The following is a 14,990-nucleotide window of genomic DNA, read 5'->3' on the forward strand; positions in this document are numbered from 1 at the left end:
CAAGACTTGATGCCGCAAATTCTTTAAGATTGGATTCTCCCATACTGCTCCGAATATCCTATTTTTGGTGAAATTATTCGTATACAATGAGGGAAGATTATTTGAATCCAGATGGTGAAGAGTTGAACTCGGATGAGATCGAGTTTGAAAAAGCGCTACGCCCACTCTCATTCGAAGATTTTACTGGGCAAGCCAAGGTGGTGGAAAACATTAAAGTATTTGTGCAAGCCGCCAAACAAAGGGCTGAGCCTTTGGATCATGTCCTACTCCACGGCCCTCCTGGTCTGGGTAAAACCACACTCTCTCACATCATTTCCAATGAACTGGATTCCAGCATCAAAGTGACCTCTGGGCCAGTATTGGACAAGCCAGGTGACCTCGCAGGTCTCTTGACTAACCTGGAACCCAATGATGTCCTATTCATCGATGAGATTCATCGATTAAATGCGGTCGTCGAGGAGTATTTATATTCTGCCATGGAGGATTACAAAATCGATATCATGCTCGACTCGGGTCCAAACGCTCGATCTGTTCAAATTGGATTAAACCCATTTACGCTCATTGGTGCCACTACGCGCTCGGGATTATTGACTTCTCCGCTTCGTGCTAGATTTGGCATCAATGCACGACTAGAATATTACGATTCTCAATTGCTTTCGAGCATTGTAAAAAGATCATCAGGTATTCTCGATACGCCGATAGAAGAAAATGCGGCTTTGGAACTGGCCAGAAGAAGTAGAGGTACGCCCCGTATTGCTAATAATCTTTTGAGACGGACTCGTGATTTTGCTCAAATCAAAGGCGACGGGACGATCACTAAAGAGATCACACAATTTGCCCTTGAGGCATTAGATGTGGATGCGCATGGCTTGGACGAAATGGACAACCGAATCCTTACGACTATCATCGAAAAGTTCAAAGGTGGACCAGTGGGAATTTCTACCATTGCCACCGCCTGTGGTGAAGAAGCTGATACCATCGAAGAAGTATATGAGCCATTCCTAATTCAAGAGGGATTCCTCAAAAGAACCAGCCGCGGGCGCGAAGCTACAGAGTTGGCCTATAAGCATTTGAAAATCGTGCCTCCATCAAGAATGGGAACTTTATTTGACTAAGCGTGGACCGCTCCAAACTCACCCAACTGATCAAACAAAAATCCGCTGAAGAAGGATTTCAATTTTGTGGTGTGGCCAAGGCAGAATTTCTGGAGGACGAAGCGCCACGATTGGAAAAATGGCTGAATCAAAGTATGAACGGTGAGATGGCCTACATGGCTAATCACTTTGACAAGCGGTTAGATCCTAGGAAACTAGTTAATGGAGCTAAATCGGTGATTTCCTTACTTTACAATTATTACCCCGAAAAAGATCTGAATGAAGGCAAGGAAGTCAAAATAGCCAAATACGCCTTCGGAAAGGACTATCACTATATCATCAAGTCCAAACTCAAAACCGTACTACAAGCCATTACCCAGGAAGTTGGCGAGGTAAGTGCTCGCGTTTTTGTAGACTCTGCACCTGTACACGAACGTGCATGGGCTGCCAAAGCAGGACTCGGCTGGGTTGGCAAAAACTCCCTTCTGCTCAACAAGTCGATGGGTTCGTTTTTCTTTTTGGCTGAGATTATTGTAGATCTTGAATTGGACTACGACGGTCCAGTGAAAGACTACTGTGGCACTTGTACCGCCTGTATGGACGCCTGCCCTACAGATGCGATTCCAGCCCCCTACGTTGTGGATGGTAGCAAATGCATCTCTTACTTGACCATAGAACTTAAAAACGAAATCCCTTCCTCCTTTGCCGGGCAAATGGAAGGCTGGGCTTTTGGCTGCGACATCTGCCAGGACGTATGTCCTTGGAATCGATTTTCTCAACCTCATAAAGAGCCTGATTTTGTTCCTCATGACAAATTGGGAGCCATGAAGCCATCCGACTGGGATGAAATCACTGAAGATTTATTCAGAGAAATATTTAAAGGCTCCGCAGTAAAGCGAACTAAATATTCAGGACTGAAAAGGAATATTGATTTCTTAAAAAAATCCTAGCTCCTTTTGAATTCAATTCTTCTATTTTTGCGAACTCAAAATTGAAGAATTATGGCTGATAGCAATCCACTTTTAGAATCATTCGATACGCCTTTTAGTGTTCCTCCTTTTGAAAAAATCAAATTGGAACACTACAAACCGGGGATAGAAAAGCTCATTGAAAAATCAAGAAGTGAGATTGACATCATCGCCAGTCAAGATATAGAACCTTCATTTGAAAATACCATTGAAGCACTGGAAAGAGGAGGACGAGACTTGGATCAAGCGGCTGAGATTTTTTTTAACCTCAACTCTGCTGAAACTTCGGATGAAATGCAAGCGCTAGCTAATGAGCTTTCCCCTATGCTTACAGAATTTAGCAATGAAATCATGCAGAATGAGGCATTGTTCGAAAGGGTAAAGTCGGTATATGAAAATCGTTCCAACTTATCACTGGATAAGGAAGAACAGATGCTCCTTCGCAAAACCTATTTAGGTTTTGTAAGAAGTGGAGCCAACCTCGATGAGGCAGACAAGAAGAAGTACCGCGAATTATCCAATGCACTGGCGATGGCTTCACTCAAATTTGGTGAAAACGTATTGGCTGAAACCAATGCCTACGAACTCATCCTGGAAAATGAGGAGGATCTGAAAGGATTACCTGACGGAGCCATTGATGCAGCAGCACTTGCAGCTGACGAAAAGGGACATAAAGGCATGTGGCTTTTTACACTACAAGCCCCAAGTTTCTTGCCCTTTATGGAGTATGCGGAAAACCGTGAACTCAGAGAGAAGATGTACAAAGCCTATATGTCCAAGGCTTTCAAGGGAGATGATCTAGACAACCAAGAAAAGGTGAAGGAGATTGTCAAACTTAGGTATGAAATGGCTCAATTGCTCGGATACAATACCTATGCGGATTACATCCTTGAAGAGCGCATGGCTGAAAAACCTGACAAGGTTAAAGATTTTCTTAATGATCTATTAGAAAAGGCTCTTCCCAAAGCCAAAGAAGAGGTGGAAGAGCTCAAGGCCTACATTAAAAAATTGGGAGATGAAATTGAATTGGAAAGGTGGGACTGGGCCTACTATTCTCAGAAATTAAAGAATGAAAAATACCAGCTCGATGACGAAATGCTTCGTCCTTACTTCCAGATGGAAAAAGCAGTTGATGGTATTTTTCAAGTGGCGAAAAAACTATATGGCCTAACTTTTAAGAAAAACGACGGTATCCCAGTCTATCATAAAGATGTACAAGCCTATGAGGTTCTGGACGAATCAGGCAAACACATTTCCGTATTCTATGCTGATTTTTTTCCACGAGCAGGAAAAAGAGGTGGTGCCTGGATGACCTCCTACCGTGGTCAGTGGAAAACAGATACAGACCACAGACCTGTGGTTTCTATTGTATGCAATTTCACTCCTCCTACGGACTCCAAACCATCATTGCTTACGTTCAATGAAGTAGAAACTTTGTTTCATGAGTTTGGACACGCCTTGCATGGCATGTTGGCTGATGGCAAGTATAATTCCCTAAGCGGGACCAGCGTATATTGGGATTTTGTAGAGTTGCCATCTCAGATATTAGAAAACTGGCTGATGGAAAAAGAATGTCTGGATCTCTTTGCCAACCACTATGAGACAGGCGAATCTATTCCAGAAGATTTGATCGAAAAAAACAAGGCTTCGTCCAACTACCACGAGGCCTACCAAACCGTACGCCAGTTAAGCTTTGGATTGATGGATATGTCCTGGCACTCGCTCACTGCAGAAAACATCGAAGTGAAAGATGTAGCTGCCTTCGAACAAGAAGCCATGAAACAAACTGAACTGTTCAATCCAATTCCAGGAGTTTGCATGAGCACACAATTCAGCCATATTTTTCAAGGTGGATATGCTGCAGGCTACTACAGCTACAAATGGGCTGAGGTCTTGGATGCCGATGCCTTCTCTGTGTTCAAAGAAAGAGGAATTTTTGATGCCGAAACAGCCAAATCTTTTAAAGAAAATATTCTGTCAAAAGGAGGAAGTGAGCACCCCATGGAATTATATAAAAGGTTCAGAGGACAAGAGCCTTCCGTGGAAGCGCTTCTCGAGCGAAGTGGTCTTAAATAAGTGGACCTTCTACCATCTGTGCTCGTTTCTTCCAAGCCATCAAAGTAATCGTTAGTTTGGATGAGATTTTGGCATATGGGCTACCTGGCTCAATAGACTCTTCAGCAGTCTTAGTATGACCAGATATTGCCATTTCTGTAATTCTGGCTGTTTCTTCATGTAAAGATTGGTGCAAATCGACGACTAGATCATAAGCCTCGTCACTCGCCAAGAATGCTTTATTAGCAGAAAGCCATTGTCCAAATTCGCAACTTTGCACAGACTTTATGTAGTCTATTTCAAACTCACTGGTTTGGCTTTCAATGGATTTTTTTAGTCGGACTTTCCAAGTACTGTGTGAAACGATTGCCTTGTTGATGTTAAACGCGATTTGAATATCACTCATAAAATTGAATGCAAGCTAATTGATGATAAATTGACTACTTCTTACGTTTAGGCACGCTATGTTAGTGAATTTTTAAATTGATTAAAAATGATCTACAGAAAAGACGATTTCAAACAATCCGTATTCAGTCAAGATCTTGTGATTTTCATTTGCACAGCATAAGTAGAATTATTGCTGTCTTTCTCGCTTTGTTTGGTCGGATATACAAGTCTTTCCAATACTATGCTATAGTCCTTGTAATGGGCCACATCTTTAGCATTGTCCCCAATAGACAATGTCTTTTCTGTGCCACTCACATTGATAGCAATTGATAATGTACCTAGAGTCAAACATTCCACATCTGCCGGGCACAAAGAATCACTAATTAATGTTTCAAAAGTAATAACTGCTGATGATTGGGAAATGTTTACCGTCTCCCCGACTTTGATAGAGAAGGACTCCCCTAAAGCCACCTCTTTTGGTCCACCACAACAATCTTCATTTGGACTTTGGCAGGATGATAAGAATATTATCATTCCCACTATCATATTTAATTTTCTTTGCATAAACATTATATCTGTGCTGTCGTCACTTAGTTGATTCCTGAACAAAAATAAATTCAAATAGTTGGAATAAACAAAAATAGAATTACCTTAGCGGCCATCATGAAGTTCCTAGAGAAGACCATAGCGCATAAGGACACACCGTCCACCACTGTCTAAAGCCTTTTAGACACCAGCTATTTTTCTTTTTAACAACACTTACTTCTTTTAATAATGACAAGTTTGATTAACAACCTTAGAAAAGGTTATAAATATTTTCTTATTGCCCTAAAGGGCGAAGAAACAGAATTCACTTCGGGCAGTATCAACAAGGCGATTTTTCTACTCTCGGTTCCCATGGTGCTCGAAATGATCATGGAATCTTTGTTTGCTGTAGTGGATGTATTTTTTGTTGGTAAGGTGAGCGTAGATGCCGTGGCTACTGTTGGACTCACAGAGTCTGTAGTTATGATTGTTTACTCTATTGCCATAGGTCTAAGTATGGCCGCCACTGCAGTGGTGGCACGAAGAATTGGGGAAAAAGACCCCAAGCGTGCTGGTGACGCTGCTTTTCAGTCCATACTCATTGCCGTTTCCATGTCGATCGTGGTCAGTATAGTTGGAATCATCTATGCCGAGGGCATTCTTCGAATCATGGGTGGATCTGAAGAGCTGATCGCCGCTGGTTCTGGATATACCCGTGTGATGCTGGGAGGTAATGCAAGTATCATGTTGCTATTCCTTATCAACGGTATATATCGAGGAGCAGGAGATGCGTCCATGGCCATGCGTTCACTTTGGATTGCCAATGGATTGAATATCGTCTTGGATCCTATTTTCATCTTTGGATTGGGACCAATTCCAGGATTCGGTGTGGAAGGCGCTGCCATAGCCACTACCATCGGTAGATCTATGGGTGTAGCATATCAATTGGTAGGATTATTCGGTGGAAAACGAATCATCAAATTGACCATAGACAACGTAAAAGTCCGGTTGGAAACTATCCGAAGAATTTTTGACATCGCCTTAGGTGGTATGGGGCAGTTCTTGATTGAATCTGCCAGTTGGATATTCTTGGTAAGAATTATATCCGAATTTGGAAGCGCTGCTTTGGCGGGCTATACTATTGCCTTTAGAATTATTGTTTTTACTATTCTTCCCTCATGGGGAATGGCGAATGCTGCTGCTACATTAGTAGGTCAAAATTTGGGTGCTGGAGAACCGGGAAGGGCAGAAATCTCAGTGTGGAAAACCGCACATTTGAACACAGGTTTTTTATTCTTTGTTTCAATTATTTTCTTCTGGTTTGCGCCAGAATTTGTTTCTATTTTTTCGAACGAAGCGGTTGTACAAGAGCACGGTTCTATGGCCTTACGCGTGATTTGTGTCGGCTACATCACTTTCGCTTATGGTATGGTGATCAGCCAGGGATTTAATGGTGCGGGAGATACGAAAACACCTGTGGTGATGAACATTATATTCTTTTGGTTTATACAAATTCCTTTAGCCTATACCTTAGCCATTCATCTGGATTACGGTTTTTTAGGCGCCATGATTTCTGTAGCTATAGCATTTGCGCTGCATGCTGCGGCCTGTATCTATTGGTTTAGATTAGGCAAGTGGAAATTGGTGAAGGTGTAAATAATTGTGAGTCAGCCGCAAACAATAAAACGTCATCACGAGTTTTACGAAGTGACCTTAAGCTTATTCACGAAATAAACTTCAAGATTGCCACGCGTTCGCTCGCAATGACGAAATGTTTGAGGCTGACTTAATGGTATCTTACTGCGCCCCTTTGATGATTTCATCCACCACTTCTGGATTGAGTAGTGTGGAAGTATCACCAAGGCTAGAAGTCTCATTTTCGGCGACTTTTCTAAGGATTCTTCTCATGATTTTACCGGATCGTGTCTTTGGCAAGCCAGGCACGATCTGGATTTTATCTGGCTTAGCAATAGGCCCGATGATTTTATTGACAGTTGCTTTGATCTCATCTTTTAGACTGGCCTCAGTTCTGCCTTCTGCATCACAGATGACATAGGCATATATGCCCTGTCCTTTGATGTCGTGTGGATAACCTACCACTGCTGATTCTACCACCAATGGGTGTTCATTAATGGCATTTTCAACTTCGGCCGTTCCCATTCTATGACCAGAAACATTGATCACATCATCCACTCTTCCAAGGATTCTATAGTATCCATCTTCATCTCTTTTCACACCATCGCCTGTGAAATACATGCCTTTATAGGTTGAAAAGTAGGTGTCAATACACCGTTGATGGTCACCATAGGTCGTTCGAATCATCGACGGCCATGGGAAGTTGATACATAAATTTCCTTCTACACCATTTCCTTTTAATTCCTTTCCATCCGCATCCACAATAATTGGGCGAATGCCAGGTAGTGGTAATGTCGCATAGGCAGGCTTGGTCGGCGTAAGCCCTGCCAAAGGAGAAATCATAATTCCGCCTGTTTCGGTTTGCCACCAGGTATCCACAATCGGGCACTTGCCTTTTCCAATATGATCATGATACCAGTGCCACGCCTCTTCATTGATGGGCTCGCCAACTGTTCCTAATACTTTCAAAGAATCCAACTTGTGTGGAGTAACTGGATCCAAACCAAACGCCTGTAATGCTCTGATTGCTGTTGGTGCTGTATAGAATTGGTTCACTTTATATTTATCACAGATCTCCCAAAATCGACCCGCATCTGGGTAGGTTGGAACGCCTTCAAACATGACTGTTGTAGCCCCAGACAATAAGGGTCCATATACGATATACGAGTGACCTGTAATCCAACCCACATCTGCTGTACACCAGTAGATATCATCACTGTTGTATTGGAACACATTCTGGAAAGAAAACTGAGTATACACCATATAACCCCCAGTCGTATGAACTACTCCTTTTGGTTTACCGGTAGATCCGGACGTATATAGAATGAAAAGCATGTCCTCGCTATCCATTTCTTCAGCTTTGTGTTCTTTACTCGCTTGAGCTGTTTCTTCATGCCACCATACATCTCTGTCTGGCTTCATGGTCACTTCTGTCCTTGTTCGCTGTGCTACAATTACCCTCTCAATGGATGAACACTTCTCTACAGCTTCATCTACGACAGCTTTCACAGGGATAGTCTTCGCTCCTCGGAAGTTTCCATCAGAAGTCAAAACCATTTTGGCTTCGCAATCATTGATTCTATCAGCGAGCGCGGAAGACGAAAACCCCGCAAATACCACAGAATGTACAGCCCCCACTCTGGCACAAGCCAGCATAGCAATGGCAGCTTCCGGAATCATAGGCATATAGATAATCACACGATCCCCTTTTTCGATGCCATTGCTTTTCAAGACATTCGAAAACTCACAAACTTTCTCAAAGAGTTGTTTGTAAGTCAGTGTAATTCCTTTCTCATTCGGGTCATTAGGCTCCCAGATAATGGCTGGTTTGTCTCCCAAAGTATATAGGTGACGCTCCAATATATTTTCTGTGATGTTGAGTTTGGCATTTTCAAACCATTTTACATCCACCTTTTCAAAGTTGTAATCAACGACTTTATCCCATTTTTTTCGCCAAAAAAATTGGTTAGCCACTCTTTCCCAAAAGATCTCAGGGTTGGCCACACTTTTTTCATAGGCCAAAAAGTATTCACTCAGGTTTTCTATTTTCGCTAGCATGCTTGTTTGCTTTTGTATCTATTCAATTTATGCATCTTAAATTTAAATTCTTTTGGGAATTGCCTTTCAATTATTAGCTGAAAAGCCTCATTTCATTGCTTAATGTTCAAATCTCCAAAAAATCTTGATTCTTGCTACCCTGTTCTAGCCTGACAGTGTTTGAAAACCTTTCAGGTTGACGATTGACATGGTAGAGTTTATTAGCTTTGCGGTCAAATATTAAATACCATTCGTGATGAACGAAAGATACATGCAGCGTGGAGTTTCGGCCTCCAAAGAAGACGTACACAATGCCATCAAAAATATAGACAAAGGGGTGTTTCCCAATGCCTTTTGTAAGATCGTTCCGGATATGTTGGCAGGAGATGGAGACTATTGCAACATCATGCATGCAGATGGCGCAGGCACTAAATCTTCGCTGGCGTATATGTATTGGAAAGAAACTGGAGATTTGTCCGTATGGAAGGGCATCGCGCAGGATGCAGTCATCATGAATACAGACGATCTACTTTGTGTTGGTGCTGTAGATAACATCCTTCTTTCATCCACCATCGGCAGAAACAAAAATCTGATCCCAGGTGAAGTGTTGACCGCACTAATCGAAGGAACAGAAGAAGTGCTGCAGATGCTTAGAGACAATGGCGTAGACATTCGTTCTACAGGTGGTGAAACCGCTGACTTGGGCGATTTGGTCAGAACTGTGGTAGTAGACAGCACAGTCATTGGCCGAATGAAAAGAGCCGATGTGATAACCAATGAAAATATTCAAAGCGGAGACGTGATAGTCGGCTTGAGCTCATACGGTCAGGCCAATTACGAAAACGAATACAATGGAGGCATGGGCAGCAATGGATTGACTTCGGCTCGTCATGATGTGTTTGCAAAAAAATACATGGAAATGTACCCAGAGTGTTTTGACCCATCTGTGCCTGCAGATTTGATCTATTCAGGTTCAAAAGATTTATTGGATCAAGTGGAAGGCTCGCCTTTGGATGCCGGAAAGCTCGTATTGTCGCCGACGCGTACCTACGCCCCTATCATCAAACAGATGCTAGAACAATTCCGTGATCAAATCCATGGCATGATCCACTGTAGTGGAGGGGCGCAGACTAAAGTGCTGCATTTCGTAAACAATGTCCATGTCATCAAAGACAACCTATTTGAAATTCCTCCACTCTTTAAACTGATCCATCAGGAAAGTGGCACCGACTGGAAAGAAATGTACAAGGTATTTAACATGGGTCATCGTATGGAGCTTTATGTTCCACAAGACATTGCTCAGGATTTAATTCAAATTTCAGAATCTTTTGGCGTTGCTGCGCAGATTATTGGTAGAGTAGATTCTTCTGAGATCACTAAAGCTACTATTCAGTCTGAAAATGGAACGTTTGAATACTTGAAATAGCCATTTTTACATATTGTATCTCCCTACTTTAAGTCTAAAAGAACAATATATACTCATAGCGCGCGTGTCGCTATTTGAAAAATAATAGGATAACAAGTTGTCTGATCCTATAGTCAAAAACCTCCATTGTAAGCCCATACCAGTTCGAAAGCCTGCAAACTCAGAGTAGCCTATTGGTACACAAAAGGTCATTTTTCTAATTCTAACAGTCGGTGAAATGTTATAATCCCAAATCAAATGATGGCGATCTTGAGATATTCCTTCTGATAATCTGGTCACCTGCATCGAACCTACTATACCAAAAGTTTTGTTCAAATCATATTTGCCAAATAGAAATATCCTCATCGGCAATTTTGTTTTGAAAGAATTAACTTCTTCTCCTTCGACTAGAACTTGTGAGTCTATTGAGTCTGCCAATTGATTCAAAGAATTTATTTCAGTAAATGATTCTAGGTCAACAGATTCACTTTGAATTTCATAAACGCTGCTTTCTTGCGAGCTTTTGTATTTAATTGATCCTATATCCAAAATAGATATGGCAACAGTTAGTTTTTCTTTCCACTTAGTTGACAAACCAAAATCTAATGAATAACCATTCTTGGAAAACAAGTCAATCTCACCTGTGCCATTTTCTAAAATTTTGTCAATCTCATCATTGTATATAAATGAAACACTCGCCGATAAATTCTCCACTCTTGAATTTAAAATGTTGCCATCGAAACCACCTAGATCTATCTGGCCGGAAGCAACACCTGAAAGGAACTTTGTAGATAGTCCCGCTTGGACTGACCAGTCTTCATTTAGCCTAAAATTTCGTGAATAAGAAACCCCAAGTTCTAACCAGTTATTTGAAATCATAGTCATGAATTCATCCAAATATCCTCCGGTAAAACTTCCGTTTTCTTTCACCTGTTGAATAATTTCAAACAGACTAAACCCTGAATTATTCTCGTAAGAAAAACTTCTAATCGATGAAGAAAATCCTATGACATTATTTTCATTAAGCGCATAACTAAATGAAGGAAGTGCTAACTGAGCCTCTACAAAAGCATTACTTGACTTTACTGAAAAGAAATTTTTTGGATTTGAAGACAACATTGAAGAAATCAATTCTTTTTTCAAAGTTTGGCCTGAATTGTCACTATTGAAAAAATTGAATTGAGCTCCCGCAATTTGTATGTCCCATTTCGCATCTGTATCTACCAATAAGGAAGGCATACTACCCATAGCATATACTCCAAGGCTTGATGAGTATAATGCAGATTTGAAGCTTTGAGAATAAGAAAAAAAAGGAATGACACATAGTCCTAAAAGCAATAATTTCTTCACTAATACATGTGCCATACTCATTGAATTTCTTGCAAAGATATCGTTTCAAATAGTTGATTATAGCGAGGCAACTATAATTTTTTAACTATACAAATGATGTCCATAATATTGAATTTTCCATGTTATCGATCTGGATCAACTTTTATTACAATTAAGAGAAAAGCTTTAAAATAATTCGAATTACCTTATATTAGAACACAATTAGCACTAATTTTTTGAGAAAATGCCTAAGCCTAAAAATGTGTCCGTCACCGTAACGGTAGATACAGAACGTATTAATGCAGAAAATATAAAGCAGACCATTGTACTCACTGATGACAATAGTGGTTCTGACCAAACTCCTGATGACAGCTGTACTTTTTTATCCAAGATTAATAATGGAGCAAAAGTCACTTTTGAGATCCAAGCCAAAAACGGTTCCACAAACGTATCTTTTGTCTCTTTCAACAAGACTGGAAAAGGCCCCAATGTATTGAACCCTATGCCACATGCACCCAAATGGAGGGCGACTGTATCAGGAAATCAAAAAGACAAAGAAGATTATGAGTTTACTATTGAGGTAGCTGGTAAAGGCCAATTTACATTGGACCCAGGAGTAGAAGTAGAAGGACCTTGATATCTCTACGCAATCATAAGATCAAATTAATAGCCTACTTCATGGTAGGCTTTTTTTACCTACCAGCTTGGGGTCAAAATCAATATGAAGCGGATAGTCTGATTGAGTTACTATCAAGTCAGAATGAATTTAGCGATTCTTCCATTTGCGCTATCCAAAACGATATTGCCTTTAACTCCATACAACCAAAGGACAAGGTTTTTTATGCCGAAAAAACGGCTAAACTGGCTGGAAAAATCGGCGATGAACGACAGTTGGCTCTTGCGCTGCGATATATGGGCGGAGCGTATAAACATCTGGGCAATTTGACCAAAGCAATCGAGTGCTACATCGCGGCGTCCCATCATTACAGCAATGTAGGGCTAGAGCTGGGGGTGGGAGTTGTTTATCTAGATTTGGGAGGTGTCTATGAAATGCAAGGCAATTTTGACCTTTCAAAATACTATCACAAAAAAAGCATTGCTATACTCAAAGCTGAAAACGACCTGGTGAGAATGGCCAGTGCTCTTCTCAATCTTGGAGAACTTTATCGAGAGAATAACCTCTATGATTCTGCCATGATGTATTATGTCGAATCGCAATCCATGTTTGATCAAGCAGGCCATAAAACCGGACAAGCCATCGCTGAAGGAAATACCGGAATGGTGTTAAGCAAACTTGACCAACTTGAGCTGGCCGAATCCAAAATTTTATCTGCTATTGAGCAATTGAATGCGTTTAAAAATTTAGCCCCTATCGCTGCTTATCAATTGACGCTCGCTGAGATTTATACGAAAAGGAATGACTTTGAAGTAGCACTTCAGTGGGCGAATAGTGCCCTAGACATCTCCAAAGATTTTGGTCTCAAAGCCACCATTAGAGATGCCAGTCTCGTCCTATCAGATCTGTATTTAAAACAAGCTGATTTCAAGAATGCTTTCAACTACCAAAGCCAATACATTGCATATCGGGATAGCATTAACAACGAAGAAACAATTCGAAAAATGGCAGACCTTCGAACAGAATACGAGGTGTCCAACAAACAAATAGAAGTAGACTTACTTAGTGAAAAAAATAGAAATGCCAATCTGATGCTTTATGGAGCGCTTATCGGATTGTTGCTAGTAGTAGGTGTTGCATTCGTTATATATCGGGCCTTAGTGGCTAATAAGAAACTTTCTGAAATCAATCGCCAACAAGCCGAACGTCTGCAACAACTGGATGCAGCAAAATCCAGGTTTTTTGCCAACATTTCTCATGATTTGAGAAGTCCGTTGACTCTCATTACAGGTGGCATCAATCAGGTGCTGGAAAACAAAGAAGTGTATCTGACGCGAAAAGCCGAACAACAGCTAAAAACTGCTCATATCAATAGTGAGCGGATCATACATATGACCGGTGAGATCAATGAATTGATACAGCTGGAAGAAGGTAAACTCACTTTGCACAAAGCATATGTAGATATGGATCAGATGCTGAAACTCTTTGAGCAGATGTTTAGCGACATCGCCGATCAGCAAGGCATAGATTGGAGCTACACTAAATCTCCTGATTTAGATCAAGCCATTGTACATATCGATCCGCATCAGTTCGAGAAAGTGCTTTTCAACCTCATCACCAATGCTTTGAAGCATACAAAAGAAGGAGACAAAATATCAATGCACTTAAGTGGTGACGGGCAAAGCCTTCAACTATCTGTCAGCGACACTGGAGAAGGCATTCCTGCTGAAAAGCTTCCACTCATATTTGAAAGATATTTTCAAGCTCCGGACAAAGACTACAAGGCGCAAGAAGGGTTTGGTATCGGCCTGGCACTGGTGCAAGAAATTATTCATCAGCATGATGCCAAAATAGAAGTGGAAAGTAAACTGAATGAGGGATCCGCTTTTGTGGTTACTATGCCGTATCAATCTTCAACAACTGAGGAACTTTATCAGTTAACCGACTTGAGCTATAGCGACGAAAAGCAGGCCTTGTATCGTGATATAGACGACCAACTGGCCAATTCAAGATCGACCTTCCATTTAGGGTCTTCAAAAAATGAGGAAGATCAAAATAAAGCTACCATACTAGTGGTGGAAGATCATCCTGAAGTGCGAGCTTATATTACCGATGTGATCGAAACCAATTACAAAGTTCTTCTGGCCCCTAACGGGCTAAAAGCCTTGCGCTTGCTTGAAAATGAAACCATCGATTTGATCATAACCGACCTGATGATGCCTTGGCTTGATGGTTTTGAATTGCTAGAAAGGTTAAAAGAAGACGAAAAATTCAGAAAAACACCTGTATTGGTGTTATCTGCTCGTACCTCCGAAGAGGACAAAACCAAAGTACTTTCTCAAGGAGTAAATGACTTCCTATGCAAACCGTTTAAGCCTCAGGAACTGCTGCTTAGAGTAGAGAATCTACTTACTATGAAAGCCACCTGGAATAATACGAACCCTGATGCACTATTGATCAATAACACAGAGACTCTAGCTGATGTTGAAAAAGCGCTACTCAAGAAGGTGGAACAACTCATCTATGACAAAATTGACGACCCCCATTTGAGTATTGGCTATTTGGCTGATCAAATCGCGATGAGCGAAAGAAACTTTTATCGTATGATCAAAAGGTTGACGGATTCCACTCCGCTTGAACTCGTCAAAGAATTGAGACTACAACTCGCTCATAGAATTCTAAAGGAAAAAACGGTGAGTACCAGTTCAGAGGTTGCCAAGCAAATCGGTATCAACAACGTCACCCATTTCAATGCCCAGTTTAAAAAGAGATTTGGGAAGAGTCCGAAAGATCTCATCTAAAATGTAACATTATTAGGTTCCAATTGTACTGAAGCAAGACTTGTATTAATTCATAATTTCATCAAAGCGGAGTGTGTGTGTTTCTCCTCCACTTTGATTAATATTAGAGTTCCACCTGTTCTCAATTAATTTTATTTT

11 protein-coding genes are annotated in these 14,990 nt (G+C 41.1%); 7 read left to right on the forward strand and 4 right to left on the reverse strand.

The window, feature by feature from the left end:
• Positions 1-86 precede the first annotated feature (86 nt).
• The 3 genes from ruvB to ACOQO5_RS03500 are packed head-to-tail and all read left to right on the forward strand — an operon-like array spanning position 87 to position 4,138.
• Complete coding sequence (gene ruvB, locus ACOQO5_RS03490; RefSeq protein WP_420580290.1) at positions 87-1,115, forward strand: Holliday junction branch migration DNA helicase RuvB; 1,029 nt, start codon at positions 87-89, stop codon at positions 1,113-1,115.
• 2 nt (positions 1,116-1,117) lie between these two features.
• Entirely contained in the window at positions 1,118-2,044 is a 927-nt protein-coding gene (gene queG, locus ACOQO5_RS03495; protein ID WP_420580291.1) for a tRNA epoxyqueuosine(34) reductase QueG, read from the forward strand.
• Positions 2,045-2,095: 51 nt separating this feature from the next.
• Positions 2,096-4,138, forward strand: a complete 2,043-nt coding sequence (locus ACOQO5_RS03500) for a M3 family metallopeptidase (protein WP_420580292.1) — start codon at positions 2,096-2,098, stop codon at positions 4,136-4,138.
• On the opposite strand, the gene ACOQO5_RS03505 is transcribed toward ACOQO5_RS03500, so the two are convergent.
• A complete protein-coding gene (locus ACOQO5_RS03505; protein ID WP_420580293.1) occupies positions 4,131-4,523 on the reverse strand; it encodes a CZB domain-containing protein in 393 nt (130 codons plus the stop codon). The genes ACOQO5_RS03500 and ACOQO5_RS03505 overlap by 8 nt on opposite strands.
• A 128-nt stretch (positions 4,524-4,651) precedes the next feature.
• Positions 4,652-5,068, reverse strand: a complete 417-nt coding sequence (locus ACOQO5_RS03510) for a hypothetical protein (RefSeq protein WP_420580294.1) — start codon at positions 5,066-5,068, stop codon at positions 4,652-4,654.
• Between the two features lie 210 nt (positions 5,069-5,278).
• On the opposite strand from ACOQO5_RS03510, the gene ACOQO5_RS03515 reads away from it, so the two are divergent.
• A complete protein-coding gene (locus ACOQO5_RS03515) occupies positions 5,279-6,685 on the forward strand; it encodes an MATE family efflux transporter (RefSeq protein ID WP_420580295.1) in 1,407 nt (468 codons plus the stop codon).
• A gap of 141 nt (positions 6,686-6,826) precedes the next feature.
• On the opposite strand, the gene acs is transcribed toward ACOQO5_RS03515, so the two are convergent.
• The gene (gene acs, locus ACOQO5_RS03520; protein WP_420580296.1) at positions 6,827-8,722 is read right to left on the reverse strand and encodes an acetate--CoA ligase; all 1,896 of its coding nucleotides are present in this window, start codon (positions 8,720-8,722) and stop codon (positions 6,827-6,829) included.
• Between the two features lie 235 nt (positions 8,723-8,957).
• Here acs and ACOQO5_RS03525 point away from each other — a divergent pair, with 235 nt between their 5' ends.
• The gene (locus ACOQO5_RS03525) at positions 8,958-10,127 is read left to right on the forward strand and encodes an AIR synthase related protein (protein WP_420580297.1); all 1,170 of its coding nucleotides are present in this window, start codon (positions 8,958-8,960) and stop codon (positions 10,125-10,127) included.
• Positions 10,128-10,133: 6 nt separating this feature from the next.
• On the opposite strand, the gene ACOQO5_RS03530 is transcribed toward ACOQO5_RS03525, so the two are convergent.
• The gene (locus ACOQO5_RS03530; protein WP_420580298.1) at positions 10,134-11,471 is read right to left on the reverse strand and encodes a DUF5723 family protein; all 1,338 of its coding nucleotides are present in this window, start codon (positions 11,469-11,471) and stop codon (positions 10,134-10,136) included.
• A 208-nt stretch (positions 11,472-11,679) separates the two neighbouring features.
• Here ACOQO5_RS03530 and ACOQO5_RS03535 point away from each other — a divergent pair, with 208 nt between their 5' ends.
• Both ACOQO5_RS03535 and ACOQO5_RS03540 read left to right on the forward strand, forming a co-directional pair.
• Positions 11,680-12,072 carry a hypothetical protein gene (locus ACOQO5_RS03535; RefSeq protein WP_420580299.1) on the forward strand — a complete coding sequence of 131 codons (393 nt, stop codon included), beginning with the start codon at positions 11,680-11,682 and terminating at the stop codon, positions 12,070-12,072.
• A 41-nt stretch (positions 12,073-12,113) separates the two neighbouring features.
• Entirely contained in the window at positions 12,114-14,852 is a 2,739-nt protein-coding gene (locus tag ACOQO5_RS03540; protein WP_420580300.1) for a response regulator, read from the forward strand.
• The last annotated feature ends 138 nt before the right edge of the window (positions 14,853-14,990 follow it).

Origin of the sequence: Reichenbachiella sp., from assembly GCF_965223055.1 — a bacterium.
In the GTDB taxonomy this organism is placed as follows: Bacteria; Bacteroidota; Bacteroidia; order Cytophagales; family Cyclobacteriaceae; genus Reichenbachiella.

What these genes read in the sequence shown, in the direction of transcription:
- ACOQO5_RS03505 (WP_420580293.1), bottom strand. Translation starts at nt 4,523, where the DNA reads ATGAGTGATATTCAAATCGCGTTTAACATCAACAAGGCAATCGTTTCA.
- ACOQO5_RS03515 (WP_420580295.1), top strand. Translation starts at nt 5,279, where the DNA reads ATGACAAGTTTGATTAACAACCTTAGAAAAGGTTATAAATATTTTCTT.
- ACOQO5_RS03530 (WP_420580298.1), bottom strand. Translation starts at nt 11,471, where the DNA reads ATGGCACATGTATTAGTGAAGAAATTATTGCTTTTAGGACTATGTGTC.
- ACOQO5_RS03510 (WP_420580294.1), bottom strand. Translation starts at nt 5,068, where the DNA reads ATGCAAAGAAAATTAAATATGATAGTGGGAATGATAATATTCTTATCA.
- acs (WP_420580296.1), bottom strand. Translation starts at nt 8,722, where the DNA reads ATGCTAGCGAAAATAGAAAACCTGAGTGAATACTTTTTGGCCTATGAA.
- ACOQO5_RS03500 (WP_420580292.1), top strand. Translation starts at nt 2,096, where the DNA reads ATGGCTGATAGCAATCCACTTTTAGAATCATTCGATACGCCTTTTAGT.
- ACOQO5_RS03540 (WP_420580300.1), top strand. Translation starts at nt 12,114, where the DNA reads ATGGTAGGCTTTTTTTACCTACCAGCTTGGGGTCAAAATCAATATGAA.
- ruvB (WP_420580290.1), top strand. Translation starts at nt 87, where the DNA reads ATGAGGGAAGATTATTTGAATCCAGATGGTGAAGAGTTGAACTCGGAT.
- ACOQO5_RS03535 (WP_420580299.1), top strand. Translation starts at nt 11,680, where the DNA reads ATGCCTAAGCCTAAAAATGTGTCCGTCACCGTAACGGTAGATACAGAA.
- ACOQO5_RS03525 (WP_420580297.1), top strand. Translation starts at nt 8,958, where the DNA reads ATGAACGAAAGATACATGCAGCGTGGAGTTTCGGCCTCCAAAGAAGAC.